Consider the following 26,034-nt stretch of genomic DNA (forward strand, 5'->3'; position numbering starts at 1 on the left):
ATATGGATATTAAAATATCTCACTATTATCTGATAGTCGATCTAGAGGCTACATGCTCTGACAGTGGGAGTATTCCCCGCCATGAAATGGAAATTATCGAAATTGGCGCAGTGATGCTCAATCGAACAACTTGGGAAATTGATTCCGAGTTTCAGCAATTCATTCAACCTGTGAGACATCCGCAACTAACAGGTTTTTGCACCGAATTGACTAGTATTCGTCAGCAAGATGTTGACAAAGCACCAAAATTTATAGAGGCAATTTCTCGCTTCAAAGAATGGATTTATTCATTTCCCAATCATATTTTTTGTTCTTGGGGCAATTACGATAAAAAGCAATTTATTCAAGATTGCATGTTTCATAATTTCCCTTATCCTTTTAGTTCTGAACACATCAATATCAAAGAGGAATTTTCAGAATATCTTGGTGTGTCTAAAAAATTTGGCATGGCACAGGCTCTCAATGAGTTGGGGATACAATTAAAAGGTACACACCATCGTGGCATTGATGATGCTCGCAATATTGCAGCTATCTACAGACAGATTAAAACTAAGATGAATAATGGGTAAGTAGTAACTTACTATCTTCAACTGTTGCGGTGCATTGCGAAGATATAGGGCTTTCGGTATTTATCTCACTTGGTTAGTAATTCAACTTAATCAGGGTACAGTTAGATAAACGTGACGGAAAAAGACAGGCGATCGCCGCTATCCAAACCAAGGCGTTACCAGCTAAAGAACTTATTTAATATGTAGCTTCTGTTACTCATACGGTATCAGATTAATAACTATTATATCTATACAAAAGGATTTTTGGAGGAAGAATGTTTCTTATTTGGTGAGTATTCAGAGCAATTCTTTGCTTCTTCAGTGAGAACAATAGAAGGATTTACCGCACATTTTAGATAATGATTATTAGAATAAAAACTACAGTTTTTACAGGGAAGTTTGTGTAAAGTTTTGGCAGGAAACACAATTTTATAATCTAAAAGTGTCCGGATTTTTCGCAATATTAGAAAAAAAACCATCCAACTAATTACAAAGCCAACAGGAGATAAAGATATCGCTATATCAGTAATAGTTAATTCATGCGTTTGTGCTTTATCTTTTGTTGCTTCACTCACGATTACTTGATGTAACTTACTATTGGTTGCTACATTTGTCGGCAACATTTGAGAATGATACATATTATTTACCTTTACTATATGTCTTTGGTTTCTTGATTTTTACTAGCCATCACTAGTACAGCACGGCATAAATAAACCACCCATTCCAAATCAACGAAACTATTACCCTGTATTCATGTTGACTTTTGACTTTTGACTTCCGCCCTGCGGTACTAGCTAGTTATTTGAAAATATATCCTGACTATTATTGTGTCATCAAAATTAAATTGATGACACTGTTTTTTAGGAATATATAGTCATTTTTTACAAGATTCCGCATAATTTTATAAACAAAACTTGATTTTCCTAAATCATGGCAAAGTTATAAATCTTCCATATTGATAGAAATATCAAAAAACTTTGGAAGATAACGATATTTAGGGTTTAAGTTTATTGATCTGTTTTTTAATAAACAAATCACTACACATTTTTTAGTAGATCAAGTTCTAATGTTTATAAGGGTTTAATTATAGGTTTAGCAAAATAAAACTTTAGCCATATCTGCCAAGAGTTTTGCTTATATTTTTCAGTTATATACCCAAGGGGAGAAATTAGATTATGAGCTTTATAACTAGATGTTTTTATGTTAAAATATACGCAAAAATACTTTAAAAGTTTATAAATATTAAAATCATCCGATTTTGTAAGTTAGATTTATTACAAAAGTATTGAGTGTAATGGTTTTTGCATTGGTAGCTTCTCTAGTAGAGGGTTTTCGCTGAAGATGAAGCTTTTGGAGTGCGTGTAAATAGTCCCATGCATTGGCAGTGATTAATTCTATTTTCTTGAGTATTTTTGCTCAAATTACTTGACAACTAATGTTAGGGGTATTTCATTGTTTGTCATCTAGCTGTTATCTAACCCGCCTCAGAACGAATTCACCAATCTAATAGTGAAAGTTATCTAAAGACGACTCTACCAGACGCTCCGCGAAAGGGTCTACGTTTTTCAATCTAACCTACATTAGAGTTATTTTTTAGGCAAAACCTACGCAGTATTGCCAGTTACGTAAGTCCTGAAAACTTTTACAAGCGATCGCCAGGTAAATAGACTTGTACTGTAGGGCACAGTATTACTCATACGTGTTAACAAAAGCCTAGAAATAGCTTACTATTGGCTCCTTCACCCGCATGGAACTTTAGTTTTGTGCAAGACATGACTTTTACCTTAATTTGACACCAATGAGCATTACTGTACCCTTACAGAAATTAAAGCTGCTGTAAGAATTATGAATTACGGATTTTTAAAGAGCGGTGTTTGTAACCGACTATGCATAGTAGAACAATTAGCAATAAAAGCGCTTTGATCATTGATGGCTCCACTACCTTCTTCACTTCGGTAGGGGTTTTAGGAGTAACATTACACGGAACCTCAATGATCTGTGTGTGATCAGAACCATTACCACTGGGAGTCAGATCGCATTCGCCTGTGCTGGTGAGAGACAAAGGTGTATTTTTTGAAGAAATAGATGAAACAGATGCTTGAGCTGAGGAACTATCGCCATTCAGTAGTAGAAGCAGAATTAAAGCAAGACCCCCAATTCCAAATATTGGCCAGAGTGGAAAGGAATCAGGACTGTCTTGTACCAAAACATCTCCCACAGAGGCAGGGGAAGTATCGAGGCCCATTACTTCTCCATCCAACGCTAGTGGATTATCACTCAGCAATATATCTCCTGGGATATCTTCTCCCAAGAGCTGACTAAATTCCTGTGGAATCGCGTTAATGGGACGTCCGAGTTCCCCACCATTTTCAGAGTATGGAAAGGATAGTACTTCAAAAATCCTCTGTTGGAGTTGGTTTGAATTTCCAGAATTCAACGCATTCAAGCCTGTAGAGATTTTATTGAAATAGAAATTCGTCATCTCTGGCGACAGACCTAAAGACTGAATCTGCTCCTTAATGTTAGGGATTTTTGAGGCTTCCTCAAAGAGTAGTCGTCCGTATGACAACTTCAAGTCTATTAATCCATTACGGAGGCTAACTGAGTTATTGGTTCCTGAATATGGTGACCAGTAAAACTGCTTGGTTACAAGTCCGAGTCCTTCTACTGGATTCCGACCAACAGGTTGTCCAAGAAGGTATTGAGAACCATCCATGATTGTGGGGGATTGGTTTCTCCAAAATGAGGCGTAAGGCACTTCAGAGAGATTGGGATTGTTACCGTAAAAGCTAGCAAAATTCTGGAAGTTTTCTTCTCCACCAGCTGCTCGTATCAAAAGGTTTTGATAGTTAGTTCCGTCGTTTAAATCCAATAATCGCTGGATTACCGATCCAGTTTTATTGCAAGTCAGACCAAATCCCACATCACATCCAGGAATGACTCGCATCTGGCTCAGATTCTGGTTATTGATTTGGTACTGGAGATACTCATACTCCAGTCCTTGTTGGATACCATAGCGTCCAATATTGAGCTGTGCAAAAGCAGATTGAAACGTAGTGAGTACTACTGCAACAGATGAGAATACGATAGTTGCAAACCGAACCCCTTTCTCTACGTTCGCGGAGCGTGTCCTAGACAGACGCTGCGCGTAGCTTGCTTCCACGAAGGGGTACGGCATTGCAATTCTTTGAACAATTGATTTAGGCAAGATGCACCTCCACTAAATGACAGCAATTTCATTGGTTGTTCACGTCCCTCTTCCAGTCCGTGGGGTTGAAATTAATAGCTCTATAAATCCAATCGGTCGCAGCAATACCGCAGACTCACCGAGTCTGCAAACAGTATTCCTATCCTTGGTAGTTACGATTAGGGATTGGGAGAAAATTTCTTTACGAGTTGAGTGAGGTTTGAATCCCCATCTATACCTATTTCACTCCCCATTCCCTAATTCATTTAACTCTTAGGTAAAGAAATGTTGATCGTGATTCCGGTACCTTTAAGATTTCCTGATGAGAGTGTGTGATATAAGACTAATCCCCGGTTAGGTTGGTCGAAAAGAAACCCACGACGTGTGGGTTTGATCTTGCCTTCTTTTACTAAGGAGACAAAGGCTTCTAAATACCTGCGTATACCTTGACGGTTCTCTAGACTAGTATTCATGTGACGCTTAATCAGCATCATAAAGAAATCTAAACTACGATTTTCCTGTCCCTGAATCAGACTGCCCTCATCTAGGAAAGAACTTGCTATGAGCCTGCCATCAACTTGTTTAACTTTAAATAGGGTAAAGTAACGCCCTTCTTTTTTAGGATCGTTCGCATAACAGACCCAAGAACCCTCTTGATTTTGTATAAAACCTTGTTCTGCAAGGTAAGAAAGCAAAGAATTACTTGCCTTTGTCTGTACTGGAGGTAATAAATTATCAATGGGATCTAAAGAGCAAATCCTCTGCGTTGTTTTCCGTAGAGAAGCAGCAAGAGTCTCCTGGTTATAGACTTGTGGGGTCTTGTCATTAGCCATTGCCATAGTAGACATTGTAGCGATCGCAGATATTTGGAGAGCGATCGCTCCAACCAAACGAACAATAATATTCATGTTTTTCCTGTTACTTTTGCTGACGTTGTTAAGAATCGAGCCATTACTAAATCAAGATTGATCTAGCAGTCCTAAATCATTTTTTAGATTTAAGTGTTTGTCTCATTGGGTCGAAGTAGCTTAAGTTTTCGACAATGAAATAGGCATTTTATATAGGTAACTACTCACAAAGAGAAATCAATATCTAAATGAAACACACAATATTAATGTCTTATTGACAAGACAAATTTGGCTTTTCGATATTTTTACTTATACGAAAAACAACTGACTTAGTGTCAAAACTTTTATATTTACTCTTGTCTAGTTTTTTGCCATTTTAAGAGGGTTTTACACCTTCTTAGCTAGCTTTAATGATTTATCAAAGAGGACTTTGTGAGCTATTTAGTACCTTATAAAGCGAAATTTTAAAAGCTCTGTGCTTGGCAAAATGGCACTTTTGTGGATTTCCTTGGTGGGTTGAATAATTTTTCTTTTTTGGAGGTAGCGCACCTAACTAACTGTTTCAGCATGTTTTAAACTTGATGTATAAAATAATATCTCCTGACAGTAAAATAATATTACCATGAGCTTGAGACATGCAACACTATTGTGGACAGTTGTCAAAGTTGTACACAGTGAATTGTAACTACCTCTTGATTAAATTTCATAGCAAATAGCTGAGAATCAAAATCAATTTACTTATATATTACTAGTATTTTAAAATATAGTACTTTTGTTCTAAGTCTAGAAAATTATGTTTTAAATAAAACTTTAAATTGCTAAGTACAAACTTTACTATTTAGTAAACTGTTATTGCTATAAACCTTGTAAGCCAATACGCTGGCCTTTATGAAAAATTGTAGCCTCCGAACTGCTGGGTTTTATTATTTGACCCAACCTACGCAACTTAAGATTTCTGGCGCTAATACCAATTCACAATGGGCTAACGCCCCGCTCCGCTGTTTTCATGCCCGCAGGGCTGTACGCAATTAAAAAACTTAGATGCAGCAAGGCTTTCAGTATTTACATCTGTATCAAACTTTTCGTGAAATAGTATAACCCAAGTGTACTACCTTATAAGCGTCTAAGGCTCAAATTTCTAAATCTAAACATTAAGTAGACCTATATATATTTGTCACAAAGAAAGAGTATGTCCTTAAATTTACCCTGTAGATAGAGGAATGTCCTGAGCAAAGTTGATATATTTAGATATTTAAGTGGTAACCAGCTTAACTACAATTAAGATATAGGAATCCGGTTTGATTTCTGAAAATATACGTAGGATGTGTTAGCGACAGCATAACGTATCAAAACTGTGATAGTAGCGCGTTACGAACTCCGTTCTAACACACTCTACAATACCTAATTTTGTTCAAAAATAAAATAGTAATCCTATTATATTAACTTGGTATTTTTACAAGCCTTAGCAGTATGAATGTGGGATTTTTTAACAGGATTCCTTTGATGCCTTTAGTATTATTATGGCTGGCTTACACTTTGCTGGGATGGTATCTTGCTGCTCATCATATTATTTGGTTAGTAGGAGCTTTTGTAGCTGTTATAGTTATAGCTGTAGTGCGGAAAAGTATTTTTTGGTTAGAGCGTTTAGTTGAATTTGGGTCTAAAACTTTAGCTGTTATATTATTTTTAAGTATATCAATTGCTTTTGTCGCAACTTGGTCGCTATTATTAAGGCTTTTTATCATACCCCTAGCAACTACGCTTTTAGCTGATTTGGAAATGCGCTTTTCTGGCTTCGACAAGCTAGATTCATTTTGGGTTTTAACAGTCATAGCAATATTAGGTTTGGTGATTGGCGAATTGATAGATATTTTACTTTTTCCCAGTAGCAGATACTAAAGGAATAAAGGTGAAAAATGATTTTTGTTATTTATTAAGTAAGAGTGCATAGATGTGTGCCCTTCTTTAATCTGAAGTTTTAAGCGATCGCACTTTTAACTGCTTTGAATATCATCGGTTTGCAGCTAAGTAAATAGACACAAAACTTGCTCAATGCTGCAAAATTTCTGGATTTGTTGCTGGTAGTAATTCTCGGACTTACCGCCATTGGTAGTTCTGTCGTCCTTGTAGAATCTGCATTATCACGAACGTGGAGACTGGTGATGATGTTTGTGCTAACCTACGATCGCCTGAACACTAGTTTTTTTTATGCACGCTCACCCGCAAAGCCTTTAAAACAATGGTGGATTATATCGCCCCGATATTTTGGTTCTGTGTTTACACCTTAGCTCCTTGGCAAGAAGAGAAGCTGCGGATGAAATGTACTCTAATGCAATCAAGAATCTTTACATTTTCAAATTACTTCTATTGGGGGATGACAAAAGCAAGTTTAAAGCTTGAGAGCATAATCTAAAATCCAAAATTTTTTGACTGGTAGAAATTCAAGTAAGGGCAGGAAATATGATAGGGTTAAAAGGAAAGAATGCTTTAATTACAGGTGCAACTTCAGGTATTGGTCAGGCGATCGCTATCAGACTCGCCGAAGAAGGGTGCAATATCGCCATCAATTACCGTAAAGACCCCGAAGCTGCGGCAGACACGGAAGAGATGGCATTGCAAAAAGCCTGCGGAAATATCGAAAATTGTGGTGTGAAGTCGCTACTGGTTCAGGGAGATGTCTCCCAAGAATCAGACATTGTTGAGATGGTCAACACCGTAGTCAAAGAATTTGGCAGTTTAGATATTCTAGTTAACAATGCTGGCATTCAAACAGAAAGTCCATCCCATGAAGTTACCACAGCAGACTTTGACCGGGTAATTGCAGTCAATCTCCGGGGTGCTTATCTTTGCGCCCGTGAAACTATTAAACACCTCCTGTCTGTTAATCGTCCGGGGGTGATTATTAATATTTCCAGCGTTCACGAAATTATTCCGCGACCGATGTATATCAGTTATTCCATTAGCAAAGGTGGTATGGAAAACCTAACCAAAACTTTAGCATTGGAATATGCCAAGCAAGGTATTCGTGTCAACGCCATTGCCCCCGGAGCAACAGTCACGCCAATAAATCAAGCCTGGATAGATGACCCCGAAAAAAAGGCGATTGTGGAAAGTCACATCCCAATGGGGCGTGCTGGCTCCTCAGAGGAGATGGCAGCCGCAGTAGCTTTTTTAGCTTCGGATGAAGCCACCTACATCACCGGACAAACCCTATTTATAGATGGTGGATTGACTCTGTATGCTGACTTTCGAGAAAGCTGGTCAGCTTGAAAAAGAGGCAAGGGAGCAGGGAGCAGGGAGCAAGGGGAATAGAACAGAAAGGTCGATTCCGCTCCTTCCCCCTGCCTGTTCGTTGAGGTAGGCTTGCGTACTTTCCACAATTGAGCCGATACATACCATTAGTGGAACTAGACGCCCATGACTAGCGCGATCGATAAGAACAGTCTGCTCGAAGCAGAAGCCTGGGAATTGTTGGAAGAGTCGATAATTTATTACCAGGGAAAACCCATTGGTACTGTAGCCGCCCAGGATGCGAAGTCAGATGCTCTTAATTATGACCAGTGCTTCCTCCGCGATTTTGTCCCTTCTGCCTTGGTGTTTCTCATGCACGGCAAAGCAGAGATTGTGCGTAACTTCTTAGTAGAAACACTGAAATTACAAAGTCATGAAAAGCAGATAGACTGCTTTGAACCAGGAGCGGGATTAATGCCTGCAAGTTTCAAAGTACATTCTAATGGGAATGAGGAATTTTTGGTTGCTGATTTTGGTGAACTGGCGATCGCTCGCGTTCCCCCAATTGATTCTTGTATGTGGTGGATTCTCTTGCTACGCGCCTATGAAAAAGCTACAGGCGATTTGACTCTAGCGCGTCAGCCAGATTTTCAAGCAGGAATCAAGTTAATTTTGGATCTTTGCTTGGTACATCGCTTTTCCATGTACCCAACAATGTTAGTTCCCGATGGCGCGTTTATGATTGACCGTCGCATGGGAGTCTACGAACATCCTCTAGAAATTCAGGTGTTATTCTATGCGTCTCTCAGGGCTGCTACTGAATTGCTTTTACCAGATGGGGATGGCGATAGCTACCTTGGCAAAATCAATAGACGATTGGGATCTTTGAAATATCATATCCGCAACTATTACTGGCTAGACCTGAAGCGATTGGGGGAAATTTATCGTTACAAAGATAACGAATTTGGTAAAGAAATTGTTAATAAATTCAACATCAACTCAGAATCAATCCCCAATTGGTTAACCGAGTGGTTGCCCGAAACTGGAGGATATTTAGCGGGAAATTTGGGGCCGGGACGGATAGATTTTCGCTTTTTTGCTCTGGGAAATCTGATGGCAATCTTAACTTCCTTAGCCAGTGAAAAAGAATCTCAAAGCATTATGAATTTATTTGCCCAACGTTGGCAAGACTTGATCGGCTATATGCCTGTTAAAATCTGCTTTCCAGCAATGGAAGGTTTAGAGTGGAGAATTGTTACAGGATGTGATTCTAAAAACAGGGCTTGGTCTTATCACAACGGCGGTAACTGGCCCGTTTTGCTGTGGTTATTTACCGCAGCAGCACTGAAAGCAGGTCGAACAGAACTTGCCCAAGCAGCGATCGCCATTGCCGAAAGGCGTTTATTTAAGGATAAATTCCCAGAATACTACGATGGCAACAATGGCCGTTTGATTGGCAAAGAAGCTAGAATTTTTCAAACTTGGAGCATTGCCGGATTGCTAACAGCCAAAAAGTTCGTAGAAAATCCAGAGTACTTGGAATTAATCAATTTTGCCGAGGGTCTCGAAGTCCCAGGCTGTAGCCTGTAGGTACCGAATGGCTCCCAGGGCTTCTACCCAGAACATAACTTAGCCGTTGTACTTATACAGGATGCCTCTGCTAACTAATACAACGGGCGCAGAAATAACTATACTATTTCAAATAGCAGAAGAAGCTTGGAATAAAATTATGCGTGACTTTTAACACTTCGATTCCTCTCGACTGCGCTCAAAGCAAGTCCTCAATGTTAACTTTTGACTTTTGCCTTGCAGTACTAGCACTGTAACTCCTGGAGACGCTATACGTATCAAAATCCTCAAAAGATTACCTAAAAGTGAACTTTAAATTTTCAAATACCGGATAACTGATACACTGTATAGTAAGAGGTATCTGAAGTGTCATACTTAATAATATCACCAGATAGTCTTTGCATAACTAACACGTTTTAACGTGGATAACCCATGAAAACTACTTCAGATTTAATTTCAGAATTTGAACAACTATTCAGACAAAAACTACAACTAAATAATTGTAAACTTAGAAAGAAAAGACAAGAGAATAATTATGAAATTATTACTCCAGCTAAAGACATTTTTTTAATGTATTGGTCTGAATTCCCAGATGTTAACTTAATATATCAACCTGTAGGGGTACGCACTCAGCAGACTAGTGTTTATGAACGAGCTATCCGCTCCCACATTAATTCTAGTCTGAGTAGTATTCAAGAGAATCCTAGCTCTGAATCATCATTATTGGTGAACTAACTAATACTCAGATAACACATAGAATATTTACTAAGCTCTCGCCAGTTTTTATCATATAACTGACGAGAGTTGATAACTGAAAATCTATTGATCGAGAGATAAAAATGCAATCCGAAAAAAATCAAGATCAACTAGATTACAAAACTTTGTTAACCAATGCAAAGCAAGCCTTAAAAGTTGAATACCAAAAATCAGCTGCTTTAGCGTCCCAACTGCAAGCCATAGAAACTCAGCTAGAGCAAGTTCAGTCCGAAAACAAAACTCTAAGGGAGAGTGCTTATGAAGATGTAATTAAGCACTTTGAGGCGCGGACTCAAGCAGCAGAAGCACTTGCACTCAAAACAGAAGTACGCCAGAGATTCCTTGAAGCCAATGGTTGCAACGATGATCAGAGCTTTGAGACTCTATGGGATAGCATTAAAAATAAGATTCAGATCCAAGATGGTGAAGTAAGAATCGTTGCTCAAAATGGCACTCCTAAATTCACCTTAACAGGCAGCATGATGACTTTGAGGGATTTTATTCAATCCCTCAAACAAGACCCAATCTCTAGAAAGTTTTTCTACAACTAAAGAACCAAATTAATGAAATTTTCTCGCTATAAGCTGACTAAAGATTGTTTAAGAAAGCTATTCATCTTGGTTTCCTGGCGGTCTTTCGCTCTCGCTTTGTTGGGCGTCCCACTCTAAAATAATGCGTTCCAACATCTCAGATTGCGTACAGTTATTAACATCGGCGTACATTTTAATCAACTGCCTTACTTTAGGACTAATGTGGCGGATCTCTAGTTGCTTATTTTGTAGCATGTCGATTAACTTTTAGTGTCTATTACATATATTGAACTATTAAACTATTTTTGTTGCGATAAATTTTGTTAATGGCGATGTCTTATACCAATTCTGTATGAAGATGCGCTCAACCATATTTAAGTACAAGGAAGAAAAACGAACCACAAAGGACGCATAGACACGAAGTGGCTTCCCGCAGGGTAGGACACAAAGAAAGAAAGAATTTAAGAGGGTTTGGCGCAGCCTCACAAAGAAATGGTATTACGACAAGCCGTTACCCGTCTACGCTCGCTATCACCTGTTATGTAACTGTTTAGCCTTAAAATCGCTTAGGGACTTCCAAAGAATAAATTATCCAATCTTAATGGGGTGGCTAATACCAATTCACAATGGGCAACTCTTGGAGACGCTAAAAGCGAACGCCCCGCTACGCTAACGCAAGTCGCAATGACCCTCGTTCCTCGCTAACGCTGCGCTAACGCAATTCTCAATTAAAAAACTTAGATACAGCAATGCTTTCAGGGTTTACATCTGCATCAAATTTTTCGTTAAATGGTATAATATGAGCGCCTAGTTTATATGGGGTGCGAGACGGCCACTCCACAATAAATAATTGAATATTGTTTTATTTAAAAGTCCCTTAACCAGGTGGGATTGCTTCTTCAAAAGGACGGATAATAGCAGGGGCTGGTGTAACTTCTGGTTTAAAAATTCCCTGCAAGGCTTGTTCTAAGGTTTGTGCCATGACAATGCGGTTTTCGTAAGCCACGACAACCCGCACTAAAGTTGGCAAGCTATTCTGTGTGGCTTCTAGATAGATTGGCTCGACATACAGCAGTGATTGCTCAATGGGAATGACTAATAAATTGCCCTGAATAGCTCTCGACCCCTGGCGATTCCACAAAGAAATTTGCTGAGAAATTACTGGGTCTTGATTAATCCGCGCCTCGATTTGCTCCGTCCCGTAGATCAATCTTTCTTTGGGAAAAGTATATAAAAATAGCTTACCGTAATTTTCGCCATCCGATCGCGCCGCTAACCAAGCGATTAAATTAGTCCGTTGTTTGGGAGTATAGAGCAGAAATAGGATAAATTCTTCTCTACGAGAGGCTTTGCCAACAAAAGGCACGGTGGGAAGACTAGTAATCAAATAGTACGGCTCTACTGGACGGGGTTCACTGCCATAAATTTCGTTGGGGATTTGCCACTGGTCTTCCCGATTGTAAAATACCTGAGGATCGGTCATGTGGTAGGTCATCAACCGCTCAGATTGAATTTTGAAGAAGTCCACCGGATACCGCGTATGACTGCGGAGATTTACTGGCATTGTACTGAGCAGTTTAAACATGTTGGGAAATATCGCTGACCAAGTGGCAATGATCGGATCGCTGGGATCGGCAATATAAAAGTTAACAGTACCGTGATAGGCATCAATCACTACCTTGATTGAGTTGCGAATGTAGTTGATACCATCGCTACCAGTGTCTGAGTAAGGATAGCGATCGCTTGTCGTGTAGGCATCAACAATCCAATAAAGATAGCTGGGATTACTTGGGAAATCTTGATTAGCAGCAGCAGCTACTAAATAGGGGTCGCTGTCAAATTTGAGGAAGGGTGCGATCGCTTGAATTCTTTGCTTCACATTTCGTCGCAGTAGCACCTTTGTCTCAGGCAAAAAATCTCGCGTCAGCAGCATCTGCCAATCTTTCAAATACATAGCAAATAACCAGCGTCGCCATGCTGAAGCGATTTCAACGCCGCCTAGACCATCGTAAGAATTGTAAACATTATCGCTACCACTAGGATAGTCTAGCTCTCTAACTTTTGTGCCAGTCATTACGTAGGTATTAGTTATTTCACCATAATAAATCCGGGGTTGCCCAATAGGAATACTGTCACGAATGGTTGCATTATAAGTTGTGAGGGCGCTACTATTACCGCTAATATCTTTGACAAAATATTCTGGTAGCCCACCCGGCCCAACTGTATTAACTGGGCTAACAGTAAAGCCGAAACCGTGAGTATAAATTAGATGACGGTTAACCCATGTTTGAGCTTCCTGTGGTACAGCATTGTAGTCTAATTCTCGTGCGGCAATCAGTACCTGCCGCCGTTCTGCTGCCTCAACTGGTTCCTGCTTAGATTCTGGTGGCTTTTGGGGAGCAGATGGTTGGCGTGAAGTTACGTCTGTTTTGAGAGTGTAGCGGTCAATATCGGCATCGGGAAACCGATAGTAAGGTCGAATTTGTTGCAGTTGACGGTTGGTTTCTAATAGTGGTCGCTCATCCCACAAGCGAATATTCCGAATTGTCAAGTCATTCTTTTGAATATCAGCTTGAGTTAATGTTCCTTGCGGGTTAAAGGTTCTAGAATCTATCGCTTCTAGATCGAATGCTTGGCGAGTCAAGGCAATAGTACGCTGAATGTAGGGTTGCTCTCGTTGTAACTCATTAGGTTGGACAATTAAATATTGCACCACCCCAGGTAGAACAATGTCAGCAGCTGCAACTAATACTAAATAAAGCCCTAACCCGTAAAACACCAAAGGACGATACTGAGATTTAGGTTTCCAGAAAAGCGTTCGCCAAAGTAGGTAAAAGGCGATCGCTACTGCCAGGATGCACAAGACAGTGTAAGCTGGCAACTGGGCTGTTACATCAGTATAGCTGGCACCATAACTTACTCCACGGGTAGAATAGACGAGTTCATAGCGACTTTGCCAGTAACTCAGCGCCACTACCAGCATCAATAAGCCACCCATACCGAATAAATGACGCTGTTGCTGGGGTGAAAAACCAGGAAAAATTCCCTGACTCAAACTATCAGCCGATAGGAGATAAGTGAGAGTAACGGCGACGAATCCATATAAACATAATCCCATCAGCCAGAGTTCTAACAGTTCCCAAACGGGTAAAGAAAATACGTAAAAGCTGATATCTCGACCAAATAAAGGCTCAGTGCTGTTAAAAAGGGTGGGGTGGAAATATTGCAGCACCTTTGGCCAGTGTTGGAATATGATGAAGGCAAAAATGGGACTAAAGAAAACTGCGATCACAGTTAGTAAAAATTGGGGATAAATTAAGATTGCGATCGCTACTCCCACAATTAAACCGAGATAGGAGACTTGAGAGAAAATCTGCCTCAAGAGTTGCCAGATTGTCTCTGGTCGGAATAAGGCGGGAATTGGTAAAATACGTTGGTTAACTGGAGAATGCCAGTAAGAAACAGCAATTTGACCATAGTGAGCCAGCATTAACCCGATCAAGAAACTCAGTATTAGAGTTAAGGGTAATAACCCGCGCAATCTCATTTTTTTTAAGCGTTGCGGCGTAAGTGTCTGGGTTTCGTTGCGTCTTAGATAATGAGGATTGAGAAAATTTGTTAATCCACTAGTGAGTTCTGCTTCCTCACGCCTAACTTCCTCAATTTTCAGAGACTGAGAATATTTTAGCCGTTGTGCTAGAGCCAGATTTAACAATAGATAGGTAGCAGTTACCCCAGCCACGACTACCCACAAAACACCACGAGTCACCACCCTCAACAGAAATACTTGAAGGTAGCCGACTTCCTGAAACCAAAAAATCTCTGCTCCCACGCGAGAACCCAGATCCACGAGTAGCCACAGCCCTAAAAATACAATTAATAGTCTAAAGCCCCATTTCCAATACATTGATATGTAATTTAATAAGAACGCCAATTCTCTATTTGCAAGCTAGGTACTCTTTAAAATTATCGAACATTAGATGTTACAACAATATGATTGTGAGTTAGTGCTGTTGCTGCGATCAGAACATCATAAGAACCGATAGGAGTACCTGCTGTTTTCAAAATACTTCTAATTTTGGCAGCTTGTTCTGCTTCTTCCATACCAAAAGGTAAAATTGTCATTGAACCTAATAATGCTTCAATCAATGATTGAATTTTTAAGGCACGTTGAGGATTAATTGCTAATCCATACTTAACCTCCATTACTGTTAAGGAGGAAATAAAAATATCAGTGGTAATAGTAGACTTTAATAGCTTGAGAGTATTTTCTTCTCCCTTGACACAATCACTAATTACGCACGTATCGAGTAAGTAACCCATCATTACAACTCGATTTCATTAGGTGGTAGCAGTTCGTCTCGGTAAGATTTAAAAATAATACTTTCTACTACACCTTGATGTTGCATAATCGTTTCTGGCCAAGTCGTGGCTTTTGTTTCTAAGAAAGTAACAAAGACTCTGCTTTCAGTAATACCTTGTGGTGTTTCAGCTAGTTCAATTTTGCCATTTTTATAAATTCCTTCAATGGTTCGTAGCATTGTTGTTTACCTCCTATTTAATTTTTAAATGTAGTTCCAGTTTAGAACATCCGAGTTCTCAGGGTAAGCTTAGATAGTTGTGAGCATGAAGTTCCAAGCTCTGAGGATAGAAGTTGAAGTTCAAAGCCTCAACAACACCACATAGAAGCACAGATACTGCCATGCCCCTACCGATGTACCTCACAAAAAAGAGAACCGCTATATTGTCATTTGAATCAGGAAATCCCTAAAAATACCTTTAAAGCTTGAGCAATATTGCTCAAGCATGATTTTATTAGCTATGGCTATGTGTTTCACTAATTAGAGTAAAGGTTTGCCATCACAGGTAATCTATTACGCCAAGCATACGGAGGTTTAATGTCGATATCTAAAGCTCTCAACAGGAACGTTACTTCTCAAAACACCGTTGAAAAACGCTTGCAGATGCAGTGTTTGATAGGAGCAACTCAAATACTTGCACCTAGTACTGGGAGTGATGTAGTGAAGGGATTAACTCAAACATCTAAATCTCTACCCCCCTCTTACTTTTATGATGACCGTGGTTCTGAGCTATTTGAGTTAATCTGTGATTTACCAGAATATTATCTCACACGCACAGAAACAACGATTTTACAACAGTATGCTAGCGAAATTGCCAAGATAACTGGCGCTTGTGAATTAGTAGAACTTGGCAGTGGCAATTCTACCAAAACCCGCATTTTACTAGATGCCTACCAGCAGCTAGACTATCCCCTACACTACTTACCAATTGATGTGTGTGCAGGGATATTGGAAAGTAGCGCCAAGCAGTTATTAAGAGATTATCCCTTACTGCAAATTTATGCTTTAGCGGCAACTTATGAATTAGCCCTTGCAAAACTCCTACCGACGCAATTACCCAGCAGGATGATTTGTTTTATTGGTAGCAGTTTAGGTAATCTTACACCTAATGAATGCGATGTATTCTTTTCTCAAATTACAGAAGCGCTACAAGTAGGTGAATATTTCTTGTTGGGGATAGATTTACGAAAGCCGAAACAGATTTTGGAACCAGCTTATAACGATAGCCAAGGAGTGACGGCAGCATTTAACCTCAATATACTGGAGCATTTAAATCAACAGTTTGAAGGCAATTTTGACACCACTCAGTTTGAACACTGGGCATTTTACAATGAAAATGAGCATCAAATAGAAATGCATTTACGCAGCCTGCGATCGCAAAATGTAGAATTACGCGCTCTTAACCTCAAGGTTAATTTTGCACTAGGTGAGACTATCCTCACCGAAATTTCCCGCAAATTTGACCTCAATATTATCAAGCAGCAACTCACTGCACAGGGTTTATTACCTCTCCAAGTGTGGACAGATCCAAATCAATGGTTTGGTTTATTACTCTGTCAACTGCAAGCATAAAGCAAATCAGAGTATGCCTCACATAGATAATAGCAGTTCTCAGTGAGTCCAATATAGACCAATACATTTTCAATTAAGCTCCAAATCCTATGTAGAGACGTTGCAATGCAACGTCTCTACATAGCTAAAATCAATACCAAAAATCTTTAACTCAAGCGTATTGCAATGTATATCTAACAAAAACACCCCCAACCCTTATAGGGTTGGGGAATGAAGTGAGGTCTAAGTATGTTGCATACAAGTGAGAATTGCTATAAATGATATTACACAAATGAGAGAGAAAAACTAAATCTCTCACTATAATAGTGTTTTCACTATTTAAACTTGTATATAATATACATACAATTGTATACTTTTACCACCACAAACTAGTCAACTAAATATTTAGCCTCTAATTATTGCTGCATCGAAGCTGTAGGAAAAATTCTGCTGAATATAGGAACCCGTAGCTTCGGCTTAGTTGAAGTTATATTAGCATTATCAGCTATATTGACATTAGCATCAGAAGATTTATTGGCTGCCTCAGAGAGAATAGGTGGTTTGCTATTAGTAGAATTGGCAAAATCACTTAGTTGAATAGCCGAAGGTGAATTTGAAGATATAGAAGTAATATTATCAGTATTTTGGGTGTTGGATTTTACCGGAGTTTCAGCTTGAGATGGAGTAATGATGAAAGTCGAGCTTGTTCCTATTACCACTATCAGCAGATTAAAAAGATATTGTCGCATGGGGATTTTTCAAAAAGTTTCAAAAAGTTGTATTTGTTCTAAGTTGGAAATAAGACCCTGATTTTTCTAGATAAATCGCAGCTTAGTACATTGATTCATTCACAAAAACTTAACCCCTTCTGTTACCTTTCATATAAGGTAGGGGAAAGCTAAATTCTGCTCTTTTTTTAAGAGAAGGGTATTCTAGAATTATGGAATTGATCTTACAGAAAGTCTGCAAATAGATACCCTGAAATAACTGACGTTTATTCATCAATTAAGTCAGCCCTAACTATTAATAATTTAATCGGATTTTTTTATTATTAAAATAGAAATTTTACTGAATTTTTTGAAAAACGCGATTTTCAGTCAATTAGCTCATAAATCGTATATTTAATGAACTACAACCAACAATATATAAAGTTTTAATAAAACCTGACTTTTATAAAAGTACGTATATGCGTTCCGGGGTGGATACTAATCTGTCTATAGCAATCAAATTTGATTCTTAAAAAAACCTAAGTATATATATGTAGGGTGAATTATGGATATTTAAGTAAAACGGCTTAAATAATTAAAGGTTTGTAGTAAAAACTTTAGTCCCAAAAGAAGGACTGAAGTCCTTACTACGAACTCGATGACAATGATTTTATATTACTTAATATAATCTTATTTATTCGCACCGACTTACTTAGCCCTAAATTAGCAAAAATTTTAAAAGGTGTGTTATACCATTTCAGTTATTTAAACCACGACTGAGACGGGGAGTAGTCAGTTGGGAACCGTGTAGTTTAATTATTTGATAAGCGCTGTAAACTGAAATAAATAAAAAAGTGACGAGATGAGATTTTATGATATTTACACCTCACCCATCACCCTGAATAACTTGCACGTTGATAAGCTGTTACGCATTTTTTAATTACACCAGCTTATTACTTGATTTCTCCTCTAACTAAAGAAGCGGATAGTCGTTAAGTTGTTATGTGATTTACTATACAAAAACTTTTAACTTATTAACATCTATTTAGTTTTACTTTTGCTTATTCCAGATAGTTCCTTCATAGATTTGTGAAAATCTAAAAGCTCAGATTTCTGACTTTTGTAAGGAGTCGGAAGGTTTTTGAGCAAAAAATGTATTTATAATCACAAACAGACTTAACTTAAACTATATATCTTTGGTAGTAGTAGCTTGATACTTGTGATGGAAGTTGCGGAAAAGATTATTAGTTATTCTATTTAATCATAGAAATAATTATTATTAGCAATTAATTATCCATTAAAAAAATGAAAAAGTGGGTTAAACAAAAATAAAAACTAAAAGTTGAGAGCCAGGATTTTCTAATTGCAATGTTTTATCTAATTTATCAGTTAGTGATAATTGTGAATGGGTTATAAGTTTAATTACAAATCTGCATAATCTGGGGTCAGCAGATTTTGCATTCGTATTTAGCAAAGTTTACCAAATCTCCCACTCAAGGTAGAAATAATACTTAGCAAAGTACTGTAAGCTTTTTGTAAAAAAGCATGTGAGTGCAAAAGTTATTAATGGACACTCTCTAATTCCCTAGATTCAATTTGCTTTGTTCATCTAGGTTAAATGCAATACATGTCAATTTACAAGATTCTACCACATGTAGTGCCAAAAAGATAAATTGTTGAAAACCTAGAATAGAAATACTCTTAGAGATTCTATTGAATAATAATTGCAGTTCAGAACTAATTAAATTTATAATATGAAGTACTGTAATTTTTCCAACAATTTACCTAGTAGATTTTTTGCTTAAACTCTGCAAGTAAGTAGCGAGAATTTAAGGTGAACATAGAAAAATTTATCCAGCGCTCAGAAACATTGAACAATCGTTTAGCAGATTTATACCAAACTGCTAGTGTATTACCTTGGATTTCACCGGATCTGCTGCCGCAAGCTTTTAAAGAACTCTATAACAGCTCAAAGGTAGTACAGTTAGCCGCAGAGGAACTCCATCAACAAAATGAGGAACTAATACAATCACGGAATTGTTTAGAAACAGAACGCCAACACTATCAAGAATTATTCGAGTTTGCGCCTGACGCCTATTTAGTGACTAATACAGAAGGAATCATTCAAGAAGCTAATTTCACCGCAGCTAAATTGCTCAATGTTTCAAAGCAATTTTTAGTGGGCAAACCAATGATTAGCTTTGTCCCTCTAGAAGAACGTCAGCACCTTCGTAACGAACTTATTGAACTAGCTAAATCAGACAGAGTTAAAGAGCTATTGATACGCTTGCAACAACGTCATGGTGAGTTATTTGATGCAGCTTTGACAGTGGCAGTTGCCCGGAATCCACAGAGTAAGGCAACTTCTTTACGCTGGATGTTACGTAATATTTCTGAACGGAAAGGGGTAGAATCAGCAGTGATCAAAGACGATAGCAACCTCTTGTACGATCGTCCTGTACAGAAATATTCTAAAGGAGAAACTATTCCCCTTAACCCATTAGTAATTTTGTATGTTTGTCAGGGTTTGGTCAAACTTAGTACTTACTGTGAAACGGGTGAAGAAGTTTTAACAGGATTAGCAACAGCAGAAATGGTTTTTGGCTCTAGTTTAACATCTTTAAACATTTACCAAGCAACAGCCCTCTCTGATGTTGAGTTGGTGTCAATTTATGCAGCAGAGATAGCAGCCTCCCCCAACCTGAGCCATATCCTTTTACCAAAAATTAATCAGCGCTTACGCCAAACAGAATCTTTTTTAGTCATTTGTGGAAGACGACGGGTACAAGAGCGCTTACACCATCTATTACAACTTTTGAAGCGGGAAGTTGGTGAAACTGTGCCGGAGGGAACTCGCCTAAGTGTTCGCTTTACTCACGAAGATATTGCTAGCGCCTGCTGCACTACTAGAGTAACAATTACACGATTGATTGGCAAATTACAAGAAGAAGGTGTAATCAGTTTTGACTTAAAAAAACACATGATATTAAGAGGATTTGATTAATTACTTTCTTGTAAATTGATGACTTGAAATTTTGAATTTTGAGCGTACTCTTACAAAGAAGCAACGTGACATCTCTGTTAAGCAAAAATAAGTTACCAGCCAATTAGGAAAATTATTATATCTGCAAAAATATGGCTGATGTATCTAGGCCAGATTAAACAATAAGTTAAGTAGCACCATGACCAAATCGCTCTAAGAACACGAACTCCACCTCCAACCCCCTCCCCGCTCTTCGAGAGGGGGCTATGATCTACCTTGTATGATTAGGAAACGCTATATCATGATTTTTTGTGTCAATTTACTTATACATAATTAAAATGCACAGCGTCTTGCAACGTTGTGAAGGATCTGGGATTTGAGGCGGACACAGCAAAGTAAGCGTAATGCTATACCGACTGGGAATTCAAAATGTACCCAAAATAATGTATATCTAATTTGACATGTATTGCTAAAATCGCCTACGCAGCATGTCAAAGTAGCTATGTACACACTTGGCAACATAACTCAATCATTGGGCTACATCTTAGCATTGGACTTAGGTACGACAGGCAACCGCGCCTTTGTGTTTAACGCAGACGGTAAGATTGTTGGACAGGCATATAAAGAACTAAGTCAGTATTATCCTCAGCCCGGATGGTTAGAACATGACCCTCAACAAATCTGGCTGGATACGTGTTGGGTGATGCAAACCGCAATTGGCAATGCCCAGATTGCTCCATCTGCGATCGCAGCCTTGGGGCTAACTGTACAGCGTGAAACCTGTTTGATTTGGGACAAAACTACTGGTAAACCACTCCATAGAGCGATCGTCTGGCAAGATCGCCGCACTGCCCCCCTTTGCCACCAATTACAACAGCAAGGCTACGCTCAAGAAATTTACGATCACACCGGATTAATCATTGATGCCTACTTTTCTGCGACTAAGTTCAGGTGGCTATTAGACAAGTTTACAGATATTGACCTGAACAATGTCTTAGCAGGAACTATTGATACCTGGGTGCTGTGGAACCTCACAGGTGGCAAAGTTCATGCTACTGACCACAGCAACGCCAGTCGGACAATGTTGATGAATCTCAAAACCTTTGAGTGGGATGAAAACTTACTTGAACTATTTCAGATTCCGGCGCATATTTTGCCCCAGATTCAGCCGAGTTTAGGAGTATTTGGAGTCACTGATGCTACTTTGTTGGGTGCTGAGATTCCCATTACTGCGATTTTGGGGGATCAACAAGCGGCTCTATTTGGTCATGGCTGCGATCGCCCCGGTTTGATGAAATGTACTTATGGGACTGGTAGCTTTTTAGTTGCTCATACAGGCGATCAAATTGTGCGCTCGCACCACAAACTTATCTCTACGGTGGCATGGACACAAGTAAATCCGAAGGGAACTTTAGATGTTGGCTATGCCTTAGAAGGTAGTATGTTCACTAGTGGAGCTTGTATCCAATGGTTACGCGATTGCCTGAAGCTGATTAAAACTGCTGCTGAAAGTGAAGCGATGGCAAATCAGGTAACAGATAATGGCGGAGTCTACTTTGTGCCTGCATTTAGTGGGCTAGGCGCACCTTATTGGGATATGAGTGCTAGGGGAGCCTTTTTCGGCATTACCGCCAGTGTACAACCAGAGCATCTAGTTCGCGCCGTGTTGGAAGCGATCGCTTATCAAGTTTTGGAAGTAGTAGAGGCGATTAATGCTTCTAGCAATACTCCAGTTGGGCGATTAACCGTAGATGGTGGTGCTTGCGAGAATAATTTTCTAATGCAGTTTCAAGCTGATGTATTAGGTATTCCAGTTGAACGTCCGGTAATGCGCGATACGACTGTTCAAGGTGCAGCATTTGCAGCAGGTTTAGCTTTAGGATTTTGGGAGAGCTATGAAGCACTGGTGGAACAACGGCAAATTGAACGTGTGTTTGAGCCGGGGAGCGATGCCCCATTGTCCAACTTTGCTACTTGGCAAAAGGCAGTGAAACGCACTCTTGCTTGGGAGGAGTAGCCCTTATTATAAACACAACAAGTAAATGCGATCGCTCAACAAGCAAATGTGAGCGATCAACCTGACTTTTTACGGGATGTGGAAAAGGGGATAGACTTTTACAAAAGGTCTATTGTGTTTGAAGCTATGGTGTAAATTGAAACACGGTTCCTTTTCCCGAAACACCACCAGTAGAGGTAGTACCGTAAAATGCACCATTAGCAAGTTGAATTAGGGTAGACTCTGGCGTTGCCCCATTCGTGCCATTAAAACTAAATAACAAAGTGACGGTTCCTCCAGATGTCAACCGATAGATGCCTCCTTTATTATTTGCACCACCTGTAGAAGTCGTACCGTAGAAGTTACCGTCGCTTCCTTTTGTGAGTGCAGCTGTGGGGTTGGCCCCATTGGTGCCATTAAAACTGGCAATTACAACTGGTGTACCGCCACCGAGGGGAACCTTGAATATAGCTCCTTTATTACTGGCTCCACCCAGAGAAGTCGTGCCATAGATAAATTTATCAGATTCAATTAATCCAGACTGAGGACTTTGCCCATTAGCACCACTAAAGCTATATGAAGTTATCACTCCTGCGGGAGTTAACTTGAATGCCACACCCTTATTACTTGCTCCACCTGCTGAGGCGGTGCCATAGTAGTTTTTGTCACTAGCTAATTGCAACCTTGCTAATGGAGTTGCTCCATTAGTACCGTTGAAGTTAACTACGACAGTGGGGACACCACCAGTCGGCGCAATCTTGAATACAGTTCCTTTATTATTGACCCCACCGGCAGAAGTTATCCCCACCAAATTGCCATCGCTATCTGAAATCAATCGACCTGCTGGGTTGACTCCATTAGTGCCATTGAAATTTAAAAGAGTTGTCAAGGTTGTAAAAGTTGTTTTTCCCAACTTAAACAACGTACCGAGGTTATTTGTACCACCTGTAGAGGTTGCACCATATAGATTGTCATCACTTGCCTGGAATAATCTAGCAATTGGATTAGTTCCATTGGTTCCAGTGAAGTTAACTAGTGTAGTCAGAGTACTAAAATTAGAACCAGTTAATTTGAATGCTGTTCCTTTATCTTGCGAACCACCTGCGGAAGTGGTTCCATAAAGATTGCCATCCTTCCCTGCAAACACACCTGCTTTTGGGTTGGCTCCATTAGTACCGTTGAAATTTACAACGGTCGTTAATGTTTGTGCAGAGGCTTGTTGCAAGGGCAATACTAATGGAGACGCCAATACAGCCAGAGAAGTTAAAATTAATGCGCTATTTTTGCTTTGACGTTGTTTGTACAGTTTCATCTTGTTCACTTACACTCCTACAAAAATTTGCTCAGACGCTAACCCGCAATAAATCTCCAGCCTAATGTTCAAAAACTGCTTTACCGAACATAATTTCAGTGTGGGCATAATCATTTATTCCTTTTAATCAGGCTGGAGATTTATTTTTATAGATATACCTCAGACTAGGTATAACAATTCTTGTATGGATGCAATCTTCTATGGGGTGCAAGACTTTGCACTCCTTAAGAGATATCTATTCCATACAATTGAAAAAGCTTGGATGGCTTGAATTAACAAATTTTGTAGTACTTTATTTCATAAATTAGTTGTGAAATCAAGTACTATAAATTCGTTATTCATGACTAGCTTTTAGTGAGAAATCATCAGGAATTTGGGTATAGTCTTGACCAGGAAGAATTTTGAAATCCTCTAGCTGGCTATACCACAATAGCTGTATTCACACTTAAACTAATTGCTGAAAATGAGATAATTAATGATGTCGTTAAGTAACATAACATACTCATTATTTTTTAGATGTCGTGAGCAACACAAAAAATTTAAATTTAACTTTTACCTCTGCTATAGGAATTCTATTTGGTTTTTGAAAAAACTAAGGCAGAATGCCAGGATAAACACATGTAGTTTGTGTAACCTTGCTGTATACATAAGGATATTGATGAAAAAATAACTCAATTATTAAACCTCAAACCCTTGCTATTAAAGTAATTTGCACTCTTGCTACGCCCCGCTACGCTCGCAAGGCGTCTCGTAGATCAAAGAGCAATTACATTTTATAACGGAGATTTTAATTAGGCATCAAGATGTGCAGTTAGGTAATACCAATTCTGTATGAAGATGCGCCTATAGTCTAAAAAATAAAGAACGAACCTCCAAGAGTGCCAAGTACGCAAATAAATAAGGAATTAATAGATTTAGGGCAGCTTCACAAAAAAATGGTATTATCTAAAAAGTTACCTTTAAAAAGTAACTTAAAAAATTACTTAATTAAACTATGAGTATAACAGTATGGATAACTGTAAATTAACAGAAAGTTATAAAATTGCAATTGGATGTATAACTGCAATGATTATACTCCCTTTTGTATGGCATAACTATCAACAGTATAAAGAAGAGCAAGAATTTAAAGCACGGACTATTAAAAACTGTGAAACTCTTAAAGCAGTGAGAAATGAAGCTATAAGAAGAATGAAGGCTGGAGAACCTGTATCTATTAAGGAAGCTTCAAGAGCTTACCAAATAAAAATAAGTATTCCAGATGATTGCAGAAATCTTTTAAATTAAATTACTCTTCACTTTTGAACCAAATACTTCTTTTTACATTTTAAAGCTTGCTAAAGAAGTAACATAGAATATGATTCCTTCTAATCAAATATGATTAGAGGGAATGCTTTACTCAAGTTACGGGATAAGCACGTCTAAATTACTTTTGGCAAAAACCTTGATTAAGAATGTATTAACGAAATCAGATTTATCGCTTGATTTAGTTTTTAGGGGTTAAGCCTATGTCTTTGATGCTCACTAACTAAGCTTGTTGAGTGCGGGCTACGCCTACGCTTGAAATCTTTGCAATGAATAAGTATTAATGAATGCGATTATTTTGAGATTTATTAATATAGAGATTTTATACTTGACAAAGTGCGCTTAACCTGCTGTAAAAACGCTTTTTTCTTACTACTCTAATTCACATAAGCAGTAAAACACAATCTCTAATCATTTCATATTAATTTGACGCACTTATGACAAAGTTATAACAAAAATATGACGAAAGTTTTTATTAAACAGCCTGTTAAAATCAGGAAATGAAAGAAACTTATTTAGACGAATATCAGTCATAAAATTTTGGCAATCAAAACTTATAAATCAGGAGATTTGTTATATGAATCGGGTTTTTTCTAAGAGTTTACTGGGACTAGCAGGTGTATCATTCTTACTTTGTTCGTCTCAATTAGCAATGGCGCTTGTACCCAATAATGTTGCCATTATTGTTAATAGTGGCTCTACAAATACGATTGGGTATCGCATTTACGTATCACCATCTGGACAAATTAAATATGTTGATGGCAAAGGGTCTAATCAAGGTAAATTGCCCGAAAAATTAACGAAAAAGTTTTTCAATGACTTGAAAGTTGCTGAACCTTTATCTAATTTACCAAAACGAGGTTGCGTCAAATCTGTTTCTTTTGGTACAACTACTACCATTAGATTAGCTGGTGAAGAGTCGCCAGACATTAGCTGTCCTGGCAATGCAAAAGCTCAAATATTGGATAATGACGTTATTGCAATTGCCAATGCTTTAAATGTAGTTAATATTCCTAAGAGCCAAGGAAAACCACTTCCACCCCAGAACTTTTAGTTGATTCACCGATTTTATTATTTTTAGCTGGGGTTAGAGAGCTTGTACAAGATAAAACTGCTCTGGTGTAAATCCAGAGCAGCGTTAATCTATACTTCA

Annotated in this window: 21 protein-coding genes; 12 read left to right on the plus strand and 9 right to left on the minus strand. The window is 38.6% G+C overall.

The features are described 5' to 3' along the window. The first annotated feature begins 2 nt into the window (after positions 1 to 2). The gene (locus RMY00_RS15100; protein ID WP_322648313.1) at positions 3 to 569 is read left to right on the plus strand and encodes a 3'-5' exonuclease; all 567 of its coding nucleotides are present in this window, start codon (positions 3 to 5) and stop codon (positions 567 to 569) included. Positions 570 to 796: 227 nt separating this feature from the next. Here RMY00_RS15100 and RMY00_RS15105 read toward each other — a convergent pair whose 3' ends face one another. From RMY00_RS15105 to RMY00_RS15115, 3 genes are all read right to left on the minus strand, one after another. Next, complete coding sequence (locus RMY00_RS15105; protein WP_322648314.1) at positions 797 to 1,186, minus strand: hypothetical protein; 390 nt, start codon at positions 1,184 to 1,186, stop codon at positions 797 to 799. Between the two features lie 1,205 nt (positions 1,187 to 2,391). Then, positions 2,392 to 3,756 carry a hypothetical protein gene (locus RMY00_RS15110; RefSeq protein ID WP_322648315.1) on the minus strand — a complete coding sequence of 455 codons (1,365 nt, stop codon included), beginning with the start codon at positions 3,754 to 3,756 and terminating at the stop codon, positions 2,392 to 2,394. Positions 3,757 to 4,001: 245 nt separating this feature from the next. Next, entirely contained in the window at positions 4,002 to 4,643 is a 642-nt protein-coding gene (locus RMY00_RS15115; protein ID WP_322648316.1) for a hypothetical protein, read from the minus strand. A gap of 1,410 nt (positions 4,644 to 6,053) precedes the next feature. On the opposite strand from RMY00_RS15115, the gene RMY00_RS15120 reads away from it, so the two are divergent. From RMY00_RS15120 to RMY00_RS15145, 6 genes are all read left to right on the plus strand, one after another. Next, positions 6,054 to 6,482 (plus strand): hypothetical protein, encoded by a 429-nt coding sequence (locus RMY00_RS15120; RefSeq protein ID WP_322648317.1) that lies wholly within the window; start codon positions 6,054 to 6,056, stop codon positions 6,480 to 6,482. A 146-nt stretch (positions 6,483 to 6,628) separates the two neighbouring features. Beyond that, positions 6,629 to 6,871: a hypothetical protein gene (locus RMY00_RS15125; RefSeq protein WP_322648463.1), complete on the plus strand. Its 243-nt coding sequence runs from the start codon at positions 6,629 to 6,631 to the stop codon at positions 6,869 to 6,871. A gap of 172 nt (positions 6,872 to 7,043) precedes the next feature. Then, entirely contained in the window at positions 7,044 to 7,853 is an 810-nt protein-coding gene (locus RMY00_RS15130; protein ID WP_322648318.1) for an SDR family oxidoreductase, read from the plus strand. A 147-nt stretch (positions 7,854 to 8,000) separates the two neighbouring features. Continuing rightward, positions 8,001 to 9,404 (plus strand): glycoside hydrolase 100 family protein, encoded by a 1,404-nt coding sequence (locus RMY00_RS15135; protein ID WP_322648319.1) that lies wholly within the window; start codon positions 8,001 to 8,003, stop codon positions 9,402 to 9,404. A gap of 411 nt (positions 9,405 to 9,815) precedes the next feature. Beyond that, entirely contained in the window at positions 9,816 to 10,118 is a 303-nt protein-coding gene (locus RMY00_RS15140) for a hypothetical protein (RefSeq protein ID WP_322648320.1), read from the plus strand. Between the two features lie 104 nt (positions 10,119 to 10,222). Continuing rightward, positions 10,223 to 10,690, plus strand: a complete 468-nt coding sequence (locus tag RMY00_RS15145) for a hypothetical protein (RefSeq protein WP_322648321.1) — start codon at positions 10,223 to 10,225, stop codon at positions 10,688 to 10,690. Positions 10,691 to 10,747: 57 nt separating this feature from the next. Here the strand turns inward: RMY00_RS15145 and RMY00_RS15150 are convergent, their stop codons facing one another. The 4 genes from RMY00_RS15150 to RMY00_RS15165 form a co-directional block, all read right to left on the minus strand. Continuing rightward, positions 10,748 to 10,924, minus strand: coding sequence for a hypothetical protein (locus RMY00_RS15150; RefSeq protein WP_322648322.1), 177 nt, complete (start codon positions 10,922 to 10,924; stop codon positions 10,748 to 10,750). Positions 10,925 to 11,546: 622 nt separating this feature from the next. Further along, positions 11,547 to 14,576, minus strand: a complete 3,030-nt coding sequence (locus RMY00_RS15155; protein WP_322648323.1) for a UPF0182 family protein — start codon at positions 14,574 to 14,576, stop codon at positions 11,547 to 11,549. 59 nt (positions 14,577 to 14,635) lie between these two features. After that, the gene (locus tag RMY00_RS15160) at positions 14,636 to 14,995 is read right to left on the minus strand and encodes a PIN domain-containing protein (RefSeq protein WP_322648324.1); all 360 of its coding nucleotides are present in this window, start codon (positions 14,993 to 14,995) and stop codon (positions 14,636 to 14,638) included. After that, entirely contained in the window at positions 14,995 to 15,210 is a 216-nt protein-coding gene (locus tag RMY00_RS15165) for a hypothetical protein (RefSeq protein ID WP_322648325.1), read from the minus strand. Before RMY00_RS15165 ends, RMY00_RS15160 begins: the two co-directional genes overlap by 1 nt. A 357-nt stretch (positions 15,211 to 15,567) precedes the next feature. Here RMY00_RS15165 and egtD point away from each other — a divergent pair, with 357 nt between their 5' ends. Continuing rightward, the gene (gene egtD, locus RMY00_RS15170; protein ID WP_322648326.1) at positions 15,568 to 16,602 is read left to right on the plus strand and encodes an L-histidine N(alpha)-methyltransferase; all 1,035 of its coding nucleotides are present in this window, start codon (positions 15,568 to 15,570) and stop codon (positions 16,600 to 16,602) included. Between the two features lie 395 nt (positions 16,603 to 16,997). Here egtD and RMY00_RS15175 read toward each other — a convergent pair whose 3' ends face one another. Continuing rightward, entirely contained in the window at positions 16,998 to 17,330 is a 333-nt protein-coding gene (locus RMY00_RS15175) for a hypothetical protein (protein WP_322648327.1), read from the minus strand. Between the two features lie 1,792 nt (positions 17,331 to 19,122). Between RMY00_RS15175 and RMY00_RS15180 the strand changes: the two genes are divergently transcribed. Together RMY00_RS15180 and glpK are read left to right on the plus strand one after the other, a co-directional pair. Then, positions 19,123 to 20,292, plus strand: coding sequence for a PAS domain S-box protein (locus tag RMY00_RS15180; RefSeq protein ID WP_322648328.1), 1,170 nt, complete (start codon positions 19,123 to 19,125; stop codon positions 20,290 to 20,292). A 481-nt stretch (positions 20,293 to 20,773) separates the two neighbouring features. Continuing rightward, positions 20,774 to 22,288 (plus strand): glycerol kinase GlpK, encoded by a 1,515-nt coding sequence (glpK, locus tag RMY00_RS15185; RefSeq protein ID WP_322648329.1) that lies wholly within the window; start codon positions 20,774 to 20,776, stop codon positions 22,286 to 22,288. A 124-nt stretch (positions 22,289 to 22,412) separates the two neighbouring features. On the opposite strand, the gene RMY00_RS15190 is transcribed toward glpK, so the two are convergent. Further along, positions 22,413 to 23,579, minus strand: coding sequence for a choice-of-anchor tandem repeat GloVer-containing protein (locus tag RMY00_RS15190; protein WP_322648330.1), 1,167 nt, complete (start codon positions 23,577 to 23,579; stop codon positions 22,413 to 22,415). A 1,008-nt stretch (positions 23,580 to 24,587) separates the two neighbouring features. Between RMY00_RS15190 and RMY00_RS15195 the strand changes: the two genes are divergently transcribed. Then, positions 24,588 to 24,863, plus strand: a complete 276-nt coding sequence (locus tag RMY00_RS15195) for a hypothetical protein (RefSeq protein ID WP_322648331.1) — start codon at positions 24,588 to 24,590, stop codon at positions 24,861 to 24,863. 595 nt (positions 24,864 to 25,458) lie between these two features. Further along, the gene (locus RMY00_RS15200) at positions 25,459 to 25,935 is read left to right on the plus strand and encodes a hypothetical protein (RefSeq protein ID WP_322648332.1); all 477 of its coding nucleotides are present in this window, start codon (positions 25,459 to 25,461) and stop codon (positions 25,933 to 25,935) included. Positions 25,936 to 26,034 lie beyond the last annotated feature (99 nt).

The sequence above is a fragment of the Nostoc sp. ChiVER01 genome (assembly GCF_034531155.1).
Taxonomy (GTDB): domain Bacteria; phylum Cyanobacteriota; class Cyanobacteriia; order Cyanobacteriales; family Nostocaceae; genus Nostoc.

What these genes read in the sequence shown, in the direction of transcription:
- RMY00_RS15160 (WP_322648324.1), bottom strand. Translation starts at nt 14,995, where the DNA reads ATGATGGGTTACTTACTCGATACGTGCGTAATTAGTGATTGTGTCAAG.
- RMY00_RS15175 (WP_322648327.1), bottom strand. Translation starts at nt 17,330, where the DNA reads ATGCGACAATATCTTTTTAATCTGCTGATAGTGGTAATAGGAACAAGC.
- RMY00_RS15115 (WP_322648316.1), bottom strand. Translation starts at nt 4,643, where the DNA reads ATGAATATTATTGTTCGTTTGGTTGGAGCGATCGCTCTCCAAATATCT.
- RMY00_RS15120 (WP_322648317.1), top strand. Translation starts at nt 6,054, where the DNA reads ATGAATGTGGGATTTTTTAACAGGATTCCTTTGATGCCTTTAGTATTA.
- RMY00_RS15105 (WP_322648314.1), bottom strand. Translation starts at nt 1,186, where the DNA reads ATGTATCATTCTCAAATGTTGCCGACAAATGTAGCAACCAATAGTAAG.
- glpK (WP_322648329.1), top strand. Translation starts at nt 20,774, where the DNA reads ATGTACACACTTGGCAACATAACTCAATCATTGGGCTACATCTTAGCA.
- RMY00_RS15100 (WP_322648313.1), top strand. Translation starts at nt 3, where the DNA reads ATGGATATTAAAATATCTCACTATTATCTGATAGTCGATCTAGAGGCT.
- RMY00_RS15190 (WP_322648330.1), bottom strand. Translation starts at nt 23,579, where the DNA reads ATGAAACTGTACAAACAACGTCAAAGCAAAAATAGCGCATTAATTTTA.
- RMY00_RS15145 (WP_322648321.1), top strand. Translation starts at nt 10,223, where the DNA reads ATGCAATCCGAAAAAAATCAAGATCAACTAGATTACAAAACTTTGTTA.
- egtD (WP_322648326.1), top strand. Translation starts at nt 15,568, where the DNA reads ATGTCGATATCTAAAGCTCTCAACAGGAACGTTACTTCTCAAAACACC.
- RMY00_RS15165 (WP_322648325.1), bottom strand. Translation starts at nt 15,210, where the DNA reads ATGCTACGAACCATTGAAGGAATTTATAAAAATGGCAAAATTGAACTA.
- RMY00_RS15200 (WP_322648332.1), top strand. Translation starts at nt 25,459, where the DNA reads ATGAATCGGGTTTTTTCTAAGAGTTTACTGGGACTAGCAGGTGTATCA.
- RMY00_RS15140 (WP_322648320.1), top strand. Translation starts at nt 9,816, where the DNA reads ATGAAAACTACTTCAGATTTAATTTCAGAATTTGAACAACTATTCAGA.
- RMY00_RS15130 (WP_322648318.1), top strand. Translation starts at nt 7,044, where the DNA reads ATGATAGGGTTAAAAGGAAAGAATGCTTTAATTACAGGTGCAACTTCA.
- RMY00_RS15155 (WP_322648323.1), bottom strand. Translation starts at nt 14,576, where the DNA reads ATGTATTGGAAATGGGGCTTTAGACTATTAATTGTATTTTTAGGGCTG.
- RMY00_RS15150 (WP_322648322.1), bottom strand. Translation starts at nt 10,924, where the DNA reads ATGCTACAAAATAAGCAACTAGAGATCCGCCACATTAGTCCTAAAGTA.
- RMY00_RS15135 (WP_322648319.1), top strand. Translation starts at nt 8,001, where the DNA reads ATGACTAGCGCGATCGATAAGAACAGTCTGCTCGAAGCAGAAGCCTGG.
- RMY00_RS15195 (WP_322648331.1), top strand. Translation starts at nt 24,588, where the DNA reads ATGGATAACTGTAAATTAACAGAAAGTTATAAAATTGCAATTGGATGT.